Genomic DNA, 11,081 nt, shown 5'->3' with positions numbered 1-11,081 from the left:
ACGACGAACGTCCAGTACGCGCCCCGCTCGCCCTCCAGCAGCCGCCGGAACAGCGCCAGCGCGTCGGCCCGCCCGAACCCGGGCACCGTGCCCTCGTACGTTCTGCGGATCACGAAGTTGGCGCCCTCGCCCCGGCCGATCTCCTCGTCGATGACCCGGCCGACGATCCGCGCGTACTCCTCGTCGCCGACGTCGAAGCCGCCGCCCTCGACCCGCACGTCGTGCGCGGGCAGGGCCGCCAGCGCCTCGGCGAGCGGGAACTCCCGCCGCTCCTCGGGGGTCAGTACCAGCAGCGGGGTGCCGTCGTCGCGGACGTCGAAGCCGCGCTCGCGGATCTGCCGGAAGGGCACCAGGGCCAGGCCCTCGTCCGGCAGGTCGGCCAGGCGTTCGCGCGCGGTGACCGGGCCGGTCAGCAGCTCCACGACGTCGTGGTCGTGGCCGGGGGTGCGGCGGCGCAGCAGGGCGAAGGGGCGGTCGTCGTGGGGGAGCCGTGCCAGGTCCATGGGGCGTTCCTCGTTTCGTCGCTGTCGTGAGCGGTGAGGAACGGCCCCGGAAACACCGAAGGCCGCCCCTCGGGCGGCCTTCGCGAAGTCGGTGCGTACGCGCAGTCAGTGGGCCGCCGGATGAGCGGTCCACCACCAGGTGCGGGTCGAGTGCGCGAACATGGAGGGCACGCTACACGATGCCGGACGCGGCCGTCTCAGTGGTTGAGCGAGGCGAAAGGCACCCGGAGCGACCGCGTAGTGTGGAGCTCGTGACCGTGAACGCTGATTCTCTGAGCGTCGCCGCCCAGGCGACATGGCGAAACCTGCCCGCGGCGCAGCAGCCCGAGTACCCGGATGCCGAGGCTCTGCGCGATGTGATCGCGGACCTCGAGTCGTATCCCCCGCTGGTGTTCGCCGGCGAGTGCGACCAGCTGCGCGCCCGTATGGCGGCGGTCGCCCGAGGCGAGGCGTTCCTCCTCCAGGGCGGCGACTGCGCCGAGTCGTTCGACGCGGTGTCCGCCGAGCACATCCGGGCGAAGCTCAAAACTCTCCTCCAGATGGGCGCCGTCCTCACCTACGCGGCCTCCGTGCCGGTGGTGAAGGTCGGCCGGATCGCCGGGCAGTACTCCAAGCCGCGCTCCAAGCCGACCGAGACCCGGGACGGCGTGACGCTGCCGACGTACCGGGGCGACTCGGTGAACGGCTTCGAGTTCACCGAGGAGGCCCGGGTCCCGGACCCCGAGCGGCTGAAGCGGATGTACCACGCGTCGGCGTCCACGCTGAACCTGGTGCGCGCCTTCACCACCGGCGGCTACGCCGACCTGCGCCAGGTGCACGCCTGGAACCAGGACTTCGTGAAGTCCTCGCCGTCCGGCCAGCGCTACGAGCAGCTGGCGCGGGAGATCGACCAGGCGCTGAACTTCATGCGGGCCTGCGGCGCGGAGCCGGAGGAGTTCAAGACCGTCGAGTTCTTCTCGTCGCACGAGGCGCTGCTGCTGGACTACGAGTCGGCGCTCACCCGCGTGGACTCCCGGACCGGGCAGCTGTACGACGTGTCGGCGCACATGGTGTGGATCGGCGAGCGCACCCGGCAGATGGACCACGCGCACATCGAGTTCGCCTCGCGGATCCGCAACCCGATCGGCATCAAGCTCGGCCCGACCACGACGGCCGAGGAGGCGCTCCAGTACATCGACCGCCTCGACCCGGACCGGGAGCCCGGCCGGCTGACGTTCATCGTCCGGATGGGCGCGGACAAGATCCGTGACAGGCTCCCCGAGCTGGTGGAGAAGGTCACCGCGTCCGGCGCGACCGTGGCGTGGGTGACGGACCCGATGCACGGCAACACCTTCGAGGCCGCCTCCGGGCACAAGACCCGCCGCTTCGACGACGTGCTCGACGAGGTGAAGGGCTTCTTCGAGGTCCACAAGGAGCTGGGCACCCACCCGGGCGGCATCCACGTGGAGCTCACGGGCGACGACGTCACCGAGTGCGTGGGCGGCGGCGACGAGATCTTCGTCGACGATCTGCACCAGCGCTACGAGACGGCGTGCGACCCGCGGCTGAACCGCAGCCAGTCGCTCGACCTGGCCTTCCTGGTCGCGGAGATGTACCGGGACCAGTGACGGGCCGGTCCGGCCGACGGCCGTCGGGGGTGGGGCGTGTCTCACACGGGATCACGCCCCACCCCCCTTTTGTGCCCTCCGAGGGCGCAGGTAAGGTTAGGTTTGCCTCACCGGCGGAGGGTCGGTACGGCACGACCCTTGCTCTTCGTCGGGAGGTGACCCGCGTGTTCGTCTGCAGCTGCTTCGGCGTGACCGAGGAACAGGTGAGGAGTCACGCGGAGGCCGGCGCCTGCACGCCCCGGCAGATCGCCTCCGCCTGCAAGGCCGGCACCGACTGCGGCGGCTGCGTCCGGCGCATCCAGGCGCTGCTCGGCCGCGGCGCCTGCCCCCGGCGGCAGCTCGCCGACCAGGGCGGGCAGCCGCTCGCGGCAGAGGTCCCGGAAGCGGCGTAGGCGCTCCGGCACCGTCAGGGCGACTTGAACCCGTGCGTCCCGGGGCCCGACGGGTCCGGCTGGGTCTGCTCGATCACCGTCGACAGGTAGAGCGCCTCGCCCAGTTTGTCGATCAGCTCCAGCTGGGTGTCCAGATAGTCGATGTGGTGCTCCTCGTCGGCCAGGATGGCCTCGAAGATGTTGGCCGAGGTGATGTCGTTCTTGCTGCGCATGACCTCGACGCCCCGGCGGAGCCGGTCGATCGCCTCGAGCTCGATCTCCCGGTCGGCCCGGAACATCTCGGTGACCGTCTGCCCGACGCGGACGTGGAACAGCCGCTGGTAGTTCGGCAGGCCGTCCAGCAGCAGGATGCGGTCGGTGAGCAGCTCGGCGTGGCGCATCTCGTCGAAGGACTCGTCGCGCGTGTACCGGGCCAGCTTGTACCAGCCCTTGTGGTCCTGGAGCTTGGAGTGCAGGAAGTACTGGTTGATCGCCGTCAGCTCGGCGGTCAGCTGCTCGTTGAGGAACTCGATGACCTCGGGATCGCCCTGCATGGCACGGGCTCCTTCCGCGTGGGGGAAATGTGCGGGTCGGGGCGCATGATTGCACCGGTGTCAAAGATCGTCCAGTAAGTCTTGACTTAGTAAGTAATTCCATACTTGGGCGTTTATGGCGCTGAATGACCGAATTTGCGGAGCCCGGTTCAGGGGCATGGCCACCGGTCTGTCAGGATGGAGACATGGGTCAGCCGGCGGAACGCGAATCGGGGGAGCGCGCGACACGAGGAGCGGCGGATCTCCAGCTCCCGCCGGGACAGCGGCTCCAGAAGGGCTGGCCGGTCACCCACTACGGGCCGGTCCCCAAGTTCCGCCCGGAGCGCTGGGAGTTCCGCGTCTTCGGCGCCACCGCCGACGGCGAGAAGCACTGCTGGAACCACGAGGAGTTCACGGCGCTGCCGTACACCACCGTCGAGGCCGACCTGCACTGCGTCACCAAGTTCAGCATGGTCGGCGCGGAGTGGGGCGGGATCCCCGCGCGCACCGTCGTGGAGATCGCCCCGCCCGCCCCCGACGTCACCCATGTGATGGTCTGGGCGGAGTACGGCTTCAGCTCCAACCTGCGGCTCGCGGACTTCACCTCCGACCGCACCCTGTTCGCCACCCACAAGGACGGCGAGCTGCTCACCGCCGAGCACGGCTTCCCGCTGCGCCTGATCGTGCCCCACCTGTACGCGTGGAAGGGCCCCAAATGGGTCCGCGGCGTCGAGTACATGACCGCCGACCGCCGGGGCTTCTGGGAGGAGCGCGGCTACCACAACCTCGGCGACCCCTGGAAGGAGCAGCGCTACTCCTACCAGGAGGAACCCGGGGACGGCCCCGAGCTCTGACCCCTCCCGCGTTTCGCCCGTACGGCTCAGCCGTCGCGCAGCTTCTTCAGCCGCTCCACGTCCGCCGCGTGCCCCTCCTTGCCGCCGGGCGTCTCGATCACCAGCGGTACGCCCGCGGTCGCCGGGTGCGTCATCAGCGCCCGGAACGCGTCCTCGCCGATGTGCCCCGCGCCGATGTTGGCGTGCCGGTCCTTGTGCGCGCCGACGACGTCCTTGGAGTCGTTGGCGTGGATCAGCCTCAGCCGCCCCTCGCCGACGGTCGCGACCAGCTCGTCCAGCGTACGGTGCGCGCCGCCGGGCCCGGCCAGGTCGTGCCCGGCCGCGAACACATGGCAGGTGTCCAGGCACACCCCGAGCCTCGGATGGGCGTCCAGCACCTCGACGTACGGGCCCAGGTCCTCCACCAGCGAGCACAGCGAGGCGCCCTGGCCCGCGGTCGGCTCCAGCAGCAGCCACGGGTCGTCGTCGTGCGTCAGCTCGTCCAGCAGCGGCAGCAGACGCTCCCGTACCTGCCGCAGCGCCACCGCGCGCTCCCGGCCGCCGGTCGCGCTGCCGGTGTGCACCACCACGCCCAGCGCGCCGATCGCCCGGCCGCGGCGCAGCGAGTGCCGCAGGGACTCCACCGACCGCTCCACGGTCGCCGGGGTGTGCGACCCGAAGTTGATCAGATACGGGGCGTGCACGTACGCCGGCATCGACGCCTCGGCGCAGGCCGCGCGGAACGCCTCGTCCTGGAGCGGGCTGCCGGCCGGCGTGGCCCAGCCGCGCGGGTTGGCGACGAAGACCTGCACGGTCTCCGCGCCCAGGTCACGGGCGTAGGACAGGCCGACGGAGTGCAGGCCGCCGGCCACGGGCACATGACTGCCGATCGGGTTGCGGGCGGGGCCGGACGGGTGACTCTTCACCCGTCAAGGGTGTCACGGACGCGCGGGTCACCCGGACGGCCCCCCGCCGTCCGCCTCAGCCGATCTCGATCGTGATCGTCGAGCCCTTGGGGGCGGTGTCGCCGCCGTCCACCGACTGGCCCTTGACCGTGTCGCGGAACAGGCCCAGCAGGCCGCGGTCCTCCTTCACCGCGAACCCGGCCTCCTCCAGCTTCCGCCGCGCCTCGTCCACCTTGTCGCCGGTCACGTCCGGCACCTCGGCCATCTCCGGGCCCTTGGACAGGGTGAGGGTGACCGTGTCGCCCTCGGCGGCCTCCTCGCCCTCGCCCGGGGACTGCCGGGCGACCCGGCCCGCGTCGTGCTCGGAGTGGACCCGCCCGTCGGCGATCCGCACCTTCAGCCCGGCCTCCTCCAGCTCCGCGCGCGCGTCCTCGGGGTCCTCCCCGGTGACGTCGGGCACGTCCACCGGGCTGCCCTTGCTCACCGTCAGCGCCACCGCCGTGCCCGCACGGACCTCGGTTCCCTTGCCCGGGCCGGTGGAGATCACCGCGTCCCTGGGCACCGAGTCGCTGAACTCGCGGGTCACCATGCCCGGCTCCAGGCCCTCGTCCTCCAGCAGCGACCGCGCCTTGTCCAGCGGGTAGCCGTCCAGGTCGGGCACCCGCACGGTCTGCGGGCCCTTGGACACGGTCAGGGACACCGAGGCGCTGCCGCGGACACGGGCGCCCGCCGCCGGGTCGGTGCCGATCACCTTGCCCCGCTCGACGGTGTCGCTGTACTCCTCCATGACGTCGCCGACCTTCAGCCCGGCGTCGGCGAGCCGGTCGCGGGCCTCCTGCTCGGTCTTCGACAGCACCGGCGGGACCTTGGTGAACTGCCCGGAGTTGATGTACCAGACGCCCGCGCCCAGGCCCAGCACCAGCAGCACCGCCACGACGATCGCCGCGGGTCCCCGGCGCAGCCTCGTGCGGCGCCGGGGCGGCAGCGGCGGGGGTGACCGGAAGCGGCTGGTGCGGTGCACGCCGTCCGCGCCGTCGTCGTCCTCGTTCACGGGGAGGGGACGCGGCACGGTGAGCGAGCGCGGGATGACGCTGGTGCGGTCGTCGGCGTTGTCGTGGACCGAGGACAGGGCCTGCGGGGGCATCGCGTCGAGCTGCTCGTCGGTGAGCCGGCCGCGCGCCTCGCGGGTCAGCGCGAACAGCGCCACCGCGTCGGCCGGGCGGGCCTCCGGGGCACGCGCGGTCGCCGCCGCCACCAGGGAGTCCAGCGCGGGCGCCAGACCGTGCACCACCGCGGAGGGCGGCGGCACGTCGTCGTGGAGGTGCTTGTAGAGGACGATCGCGGGGGAGTCGCCGTCGTGCGGCTTCTCGCCGGTCAGCATCTCGTACAGCAGGATGCCGCAGGCGTACACGTCGACCCGGGGGTCGGCGGTGCCGTGCTCCATCTGCTCCGGGGCCAGGTACGACACCGTGCCCAGCACGGTGCCCGAGGTGCTGGTGACCGTGTCCACCGAGCGGACCAGGCCGAAGTCGGCGACCTTGACCCGGCCGTCGTCCCCGATCAGCACGTTCTCCGGCTTCATGTCGCGGTGCACGAACCCCGCCCGGTGGGCGGCGCCCAGCGCGGCCAGCACCGGCTCCAGGATGTCCAGCGCGGCCCGCGCCTGGAGCGCCCCGCGCTCGCGCAGCACGTCCCGCAGGGTGCAGCCCGCGATGTACTCCATCGCCAGGTAGACGTACCCCCCGTCGGTGCCCTGGTCGAAGACCTGGACGACGTTCGGATGGGCCAGCCGGGCGACGGACTTCGCCTCGCGGATGAAGCGCTCCACGAAGCCGGCGTCGGAGGCCAGCGAGGGGTGCATCACCTTGAGCGCGAGGATGCGGTCGAGGCGGGTGTCCAGGGCCCGGTAGACCGTGGCCATCCCGCCGACGGCGATCCGCGCCTCGACGCGGTAGCGGCCGTCGAGCACCTGCCCGACCAGCGGGTCCTGAAGGGTCGTGTCCACGCAGCGAGTCTACGAGTCCGCGACGACAGCCCCGGCCCGTTCAACCGCCGTTGGAGCGGACCTGTGACCTGTGTTACCCGACCGCGTCCGAATCACGGCCGGGCCGGGCCGGGAACGCGGTCAGAACGCGGGCCGCTCCGGGTCCAGCGCGGCCCGGCCCTCCACCGGCGAGGACGCCTGCGCGAAGTGGCGCCTCGGGATGCGCCCCGCCCGCCGCGCGAGCCGCCCCGCCTCCACCGCGCCGCGCATCGCCGACGCCATCAGCACCGGCTCCTGGGCCCGGGTCACGGCGGACGCCAGCATCACGCCGGCGCAGCCCAGCTCCATCGCCAGCGCCGCGTCCGACGCGGTGCCCGCGCCGGCGTCCAGGATCACCGGCACGCCCGCCCGCTCCACGATCAGCTCGAAGTTGTGCGGGTTGCGGATGCCGAGCCCCGAGCCGATCGGCGAGCCCAGCGGCATCACCGCCGCGCAGCCCACGTCCTCCAGCTTCCGCGCCAGCACCGGGTCGTCGTTGGTGTACGGCAGCACCGTGAACCCGTCGTCGACCAGCGTCTCCGCCGCGTCCAGCAGCTCCACCGGGTCCGGCAGCAGGGTCCGCTCGTCCGCCACGACCTCCAGCTTCACCAGGTCCGTGCCCAGCGCCTCCCGGGCCAGCCGCGCGGTGAGCACGGCCTCCCCGGCGGTGAAGCAGCCGGCCGTGTTCGGCAGCACCTGCACGCCCAGCTTCCGCAGCACCGACAGCACCGACCCCTGCACCGAGGCGTCCACCCGCCGCATGGCGACCGTCGTCAGCTCGGTGCCGGACGCCACCAGCGCCCGCTCCAGCACGTCGAGGCTCGGCGCCCCGCCGGTGCCCATGATCAGCCGGGACGTGAAGGTCCGGCCGCCGAGGACAAGGGGATCGTCGGCCATGGTCAGCCTCCTTGGACGGCGGTGAGGACCTCCACCCGGTCCCCTTCGGACAGGGGGGTGGCGGGCCACTGCGCGCGCGGGACGACGGTTTCGTTGAGGGCGGCGGCCACCCCGGAGGGAGCCGCGGTGAGCGACCGCACGACGAGGTCCAGGGCCGTGCCGGGCGGGAACCGGCGGGGCTCGCCGTTGACGGTGACGGTGACCGTGGGGACCGGGGCGTTCATACGGACTGCTCCGCGAGGACGGGGGCGCCGAAGCGCCGGGGGGTGAACGGGAGGGCCTCGTCGGGCAGCTCACCGGTGGTCAGCACCCGCGCCATGGCGTCGCCGGTGACGGGCGTCAGCAGCACGCCGTTGCGGTGGTGGCCGGTGGCCAGCAGCAGCCCGTCGAGGCCGGTCGGGCCGAGCAGCGGCGCGTTGTCGGGGGAGCCGGGGCGCAGTCCGGCGGTCGTCTCGGTGAGCGGCAGCTCGGTGAGGCCCGGCACCAGCTCGTGGGCGTCGCGCAGCAGCTCGTACACGCCGCCCGCGGTGACCGTGGTGTCCCAGCCCAGCTCCTCGCTGGTCGCGCCGATCACCAGCTCGCCGCTCTCCCGCGGCACCAGGTAGACGTGGCTGCCGCGCACCACCGCCCGCACCGTGCGGCTCAGGAACGGCTCGGGGCGGTCCGGCATGGTCAGCCGCAGCACCTGCCCCTTCACCGGCCGCACCGGCGGCAGCACCTCCGCGGGGACGCCCGCCAGCCGCCCGCTCCAGCTGCCCGCGGCGAGCACCACCTGCCCCGCGGCCAGCTCCTCACCGGCCGTGGTGACGACCCCGCGCGCCCGGTCGCCCGTGACGACGAGCCGCTCGGCCCGGGCGCGGTGCAGGGTGACACCGGACAGCTCGCAGGCGCTCAGCAGCGCCGACGCCAGCCGGCGCGGATCGATCTGGTGGTCGCCGTCCACCCGCAGCCCGCCCCGCACACCCGGCGCGAGCATCGGCTCCAGACGCCGGCACTCCCGCCCGGTCAGCCACTGCGAGTCCAGCCCGGAGCGCTGGTGCAGGGCGTGCAGCTCACGCAGATGGGCGCGGTCGTCGGCGTCCAGCGCCACGGCGAGGGTGCCGCAGCGGCGGTAGCCGAGGTCCTGGCCGGTGCGGTCGGTCAGCTCGGCCGCGAAGCCGGGGTAGCGGCGCGCGGAGGCCAGGTTGAGGCCGAGCAGCGTCTGCTCGCCGTGGTGCAGCTCGGTGACGGCGGCCAGCATCCCGGCCGCCACCCGGGCGGCGCCCCCGCCCGGCTCGGGGTCCACGACGGCCGTGGCGAGCCCGGCCTGCGCGGCCCGCCAGGCCGTCACCAGACCGATGATCCCGCCCCCGACGACGAGGACGTCTGCGGTACGCGTGGGCGACATGGGCGTCCAGCCCCTCCCTTCGCCGGCATGACCCGGATCAGGTTCGTACGGTCGGAGGCCGCCAGCCTCCCTCTCAGCCCGATGCGTCCGGGCTCCCGCGAGTGCGTGTACGCGGGCCACCCTAGCCCGCGCCGTGCCGCACCCGTAAGGGACCCCGCGCGGCAGCCGTCCGGCGCGGCGGGCACGGGTGTCTATGGTGAGCGGGTGAGCGAGCAGACGCAGGAACCGGGAGGGGCCGCGCCGCGCCGGGTCGTGGTGGCGGGCGCGGGCATGGCGGGCGTGCAGACGGCGGCGGCGCTGCGGGAGCGGGGCTTCGCGGGCGAGGTGACGCTGATCGGGGCGGAGCCCCACCAGCCGTACGACAGGCCGCCGTTGTCCAAGGCGGTGCTGCTGGGCACCGCCGAGAGCTCCGCCTTCGACCTGGACTTCGAGGAGCTGGGCGTCGAGCTGCGGCTGGGCTGCGAGGTGACCGGCCTGCGCCCCGGCGACCACGAGCTGGACACGGAGGCCGGGCCCGTCCCGTACGACGTGCTGGTGATCGCCACCGGCGCGGAACCGCTGCGGCTGCCCGGCGCGGACGGCGTCCCCGGGGTGCACCTGCTGCGCACCCTGGACGACGCCGAACGGCTGCGGCCGGTGCTCGCCGCGCGGCACGACATCGTGGTGGTGGGCGCGGGCTGGATCGGCGCGGAGTTCGCCACGGCTGCCCGCGAGGCGGACTGCCGGGTCACCGTCGTGGAGGCCGAGGAACGGCCGCTCGCGGGGGTGCTGCCCGCGGAGGTGGCCGCGCCGATGACCGCCTGGTACGCGGAGGCCGGCGTCACGCTGCGCACCCACGCGCGCGTGGCGCGCGTCGAGCCCGGCGCCGTGCTCCTCGACGACGGCACCCGGCTGCCCGCCGGCGCGGTCGTCGTCGGCATCGGCGCCCGCCCCGCCACGGCCTGGCTGGCCGGCTCCGGGATCGCCCTCGGCACGCACGGCGAGGTCGTCGCCGACGCGCACCTGGCGACCTCCCTGCCCGACGTGTACGCCGTCGGCGACTGCGCCTCCTTCCCGTCCGCCCGCTACGGCGAGCGCCTCCTCGTCCACCACTGGGACAACGCCCTCCAGGGGCCCCGCACGGTCGCCGCGAACATCGTCGGCGAGGGACGCGAGGCGCGCGAGGTGTACGACCCCGTGCCGTACTTCTGGTCCGAGCAGTTCGGGCGGTTCGTGCAGTACGCCGGGCATCACGCGGACGCCGACCGCACGGTGTGGCGCGGGGACCCGGCCGACCCGGCGTGGAGCGTCTGCTGGCTGCGCGGGGGCCGGCTGGTCGCGCTGCTCGCGGTCGGGCGGCCCCGGGACCTCGCCCAGGGACGGCGGCTGATCGAGTCGGGCGCCGCGCTGGACCCGGAGCGGGTGGCGGACCCGGCGCGCCCGCTGAAATCGGCCACGGCCTGACGCCTGGCCGGCGGGGTCCGGGGGCGACGCGTCCGCCCGGTGGGGCGGGCCTGGCTTCCGACTGTCGGTGGCAGGTGGCAGGCTTGTCCCGTGACCGAGATTGACGCAAAGATCGATGCTCTCGTCCCCGCCTGGCTCACTCTCCCCGACATCGCCGAGAAGCTCGGCGTCGAGGTGACGCGCGTCCGGCAGCTGGTCAAGGAGGGCCAGCTCATCGCCGTACGCCGGGGTGAGAACCGCGCGCTGCACGTCCCCGCGGCCTTCATCGACGGGGACAAGGTCGTCAAGGGCCTGACCGGAACCTTGACGCTCCTGCGGGACGACGGGTTCACGGTCGAGGAGATGCTGGAGTGGCTCTTCACCCCTGACCCCAGTCTGCCGGGGACGCCCGCGCAGGCCCTCGCGGAGAACCGCGGCACGGAGGTGAAACGCCGAGCCCAGGCCCTCGCAGTCTGACCCCTTTCAGGGGCGCGGGGAACTGCGCGACCGGCCCCGTGCGGCCTGCACCCGGCGTGCAACAGTGCCCCCGCACCTCGGTGGCCGTACGGGGGTGGGGCCCGGGCCCGCTGGAGGGGTGCC

The 11,081-nt window shown here is 73.5% G+C and carries 12 protein-coding genes, 1 pseudogene and 1 riboswitch; of the genes and pseudogenes, 5 read left to right on the top strand and 8 right to left on the bottom strand.

Going from position 1 to position 11,081, the window contains the following annotated elements; genetic code table 11:
- Positions 1–503 (bottom strand): annotated as a pseudogene (locus CCN29_RS17840) (phenazine-specific anthranilate synthase component I); the annotation flags it as partial.
- A 105-nt stretch (positions 504–608) separates the two neighbouring features.
- The gene (locus CCN29_RS35965; protein ID WP_078493144.1) at positions 609–665 is read right to left on the bottom strand and encodes a trp operon leader peptide; all 57 of its coding nucleotides are present in this window, start codon (positions 663–665) and stop codon (positions 609–611) included.
- 89 nt (positions 666–754) lie between these two features.
- On the opposite strand from CCN29_RS35965, the gene CCN29_RS17835 reads away from it, so the two are divergent.
- Positions 755–2,110: a class II 3-deoxy-7-phosphoheptulonate synthase gene (locus tag CCN29_RS17835; RefSeq protein WP_006131251.1), complete on the top strand. Its 1,356-nt coding sequence runs from the start codon at positions 755–757 to the stop codon at positions 2,108–2,110.
- Positions 2,111–2,274: 164 nt separating this feature from the next.
- Positions 2,275–2,502 carry a (2Fe-2S)-binding protein gene (locus tag CCN29_RS17830; protein WP_006131252.1) on the top strand — a complete coding sequence of 76 codons (228 nt, stop codon included), beginning with the start codon at positions 2,275–2,277 and terminating at the stop codon, positions 2,500–2,502.
- A 14-nt stretch (positions 2,503–2,516) separates the two neighbouring features.
- On the opposite strand, the gene bfr is transcribed toward CCN29_RS17830, so the two are convergent.
- The gene (bfr, locus tag CCN29_RS17825; protein WP_086683047.1) at positions 2,517–3,035 is read right to left on the bottom strand and encodes a bacterioferritin; all 519 of its coding nucleotides are present in this window, start codon (positions 3,033–3,035) and stop codon (positions 2,517–2,519) included.
- Between the two features lie 185 nt (positions 3,036–3,220).
- Between bfr and CCN29_RS17820 the strand changes: the two genes are divergently transcribed.
- Positions 3,221–3,868 (top strand): sulfite oxidase-like oxidoreductase, encoded by a 648-nt coding sequence (locus tag CCN29_RS17820; protein ID WP_086683044.1) that lies wholly within the window; start codon positions 3,221–3,223, stop codon positions 3,866–3,868.
- Positions 3,869–3,894: 26 nt separating this feature from the next.
- Here CCN29_RS17820 and CCN29_RS17815 read toward each other — a convergent pair whose 3' ends face one another.
- From CCN29_RS17815 to thiO, 5 genes are all read right to left on the bottom strand, one after another.
- Entirely contained in the window at positions 3,895–4,773 is an 879-nt protein-coding gene (locus tag CCN29_RS17815; RefSeq protein WP_086683041.1) for a deoxyribonuclease IV, read from the bottom strand.
- Positions 4,774–4,828: 55 nt separating this feature from the next.
- Positions 4,829–6,757: a Stk1 family PASTA domain-containing Ser/Thr kinase gene (gene pknB / locus CCN29_RS17810; protein ID WP_086683038.1), complete on the bottom strand. Its 1,929-nt coding sequence runs from the start codon at positions 6,755–6,757 to the stop codon at positions 4,829–4,831.
- A 120-nt stretch (positions 6,758–6,877) separates the two neighbouring features.
- Entirely contained in the window at positions 6,878–7,672 is a 795-nt protein-coding gene (locus CCN29_RS17805) for a thiazole synthase (RefSeq protein ID WP_006131257.1), read from the bottom strand.
- Positions 7,673–7,674: 2 nt separating this feature from the next.
- Positions 7,675–7,896: a sulfur carrier protein ThiS gene (thiS, locus tag CCN29_RS17800; protein WP_006131258.1), complete on the bottom strand. Its 222-nt coding sequence runs from the start codon at positions 7,894–7,896 to the stop codon at positions 7,675–7,677.
- Positions 7,893–9,059, bottom strand: coding sequence for a glycine oxidase ThiO (gene thiO, locus CCN29_RS17795; RefSeq protein WP_006131259.1), 1,167 nt, complete (start codon positions 9,057–9,059; stop codon positions 7,893–7,895). Before thiO ends, thiS begins: the two co-directional genes overlap by 4 nt.
- Positions 9,057–9,168: riboswitch (TPP riboswitch) on the bottom strand. It overlaps the preceding gene by 3 nt.
- A 95-nt stretch (positions 9,169–9,263) precedes the next feature.
- On the opposite strand from thiO, the gene CCN29_RS17790 reads away from it, so the two are divergent.
- Both CCN29_RS17790 and CCN29_RS17785 read left to right on the top strand, forming a co-directional pair.
- Complete coding sequence (locus CCN29_RS17790; RefSeq protein ID WP_006131261.1) at positions 9,264–10,502, top strand: NAD(P)/FAD-dependent oxidoreductase; 1,239 nt, start codon at positions 9,264–9,266, stop codon at positions 10,500–10,502.
- Between the two features lie 90 nt (positions 10,503–10,592).
- A complete protein-coding gene (locus CCN29_RS17785; protein ID WP_006131264.1) occupies positions 10,593–10,958 on the top strand; it encodes an Rv2175c family DNA-binding protein in 366 nt (121 codons plus the stop codon).
- Positions 10,959–11,081: the final 123 nt, after the last annotated feature.

Source organism: Streptomyces pseudogriseolus (assembly GCA_002154585.1).
GTDB lineage: Bacteria > Actinomycetota > Actinomycetes > Streptomycetales > Streptomycetaceae > Streptomyces > Streptomyces pseudogriseolus.
The sequence above is the reverse complement of the archived record's forward strand: the minus strand, read 5'-3'. Positions and strand labels throughout refer to the sequence as shown.

Coding starts and splice junctions, on each gene's coding strand:
- thiS (WP_006131258.1), bottom strand. CDS start 7,896: ATGAACGCCCCGGTCCCCACGGTCACCGTCACCGTCAACGGCGAGCCC.
- bfr (WP_086683047.1), bottom strand. CDS start 3,035: ATGCAGGGCGATCCCGAGGTCATCGAGTTCCTCAACGAGCAGCTGACC.
- CCN29_RS17820 (WP_086683044.1), top strand. CDS start 3,221: ATGGGTCAGCCGGCGGAACGCGAATCGGGGGAGCGCGCGACACGAGGA.
- CCN29_RS17805 (WP_006131257.1), bottom strand. CDS start 7,672: ATGGCCGACGATCCCCTTGTCCTCGGCGGCCGGACCTTCACGTCCCGG.
- thiO (WP_006131259.1), bottom strand. CDS start 9,059: ATGTCGCCCACGCGTACCGCAGACGTCCTCGTCGTCGGGGGCGGGATC.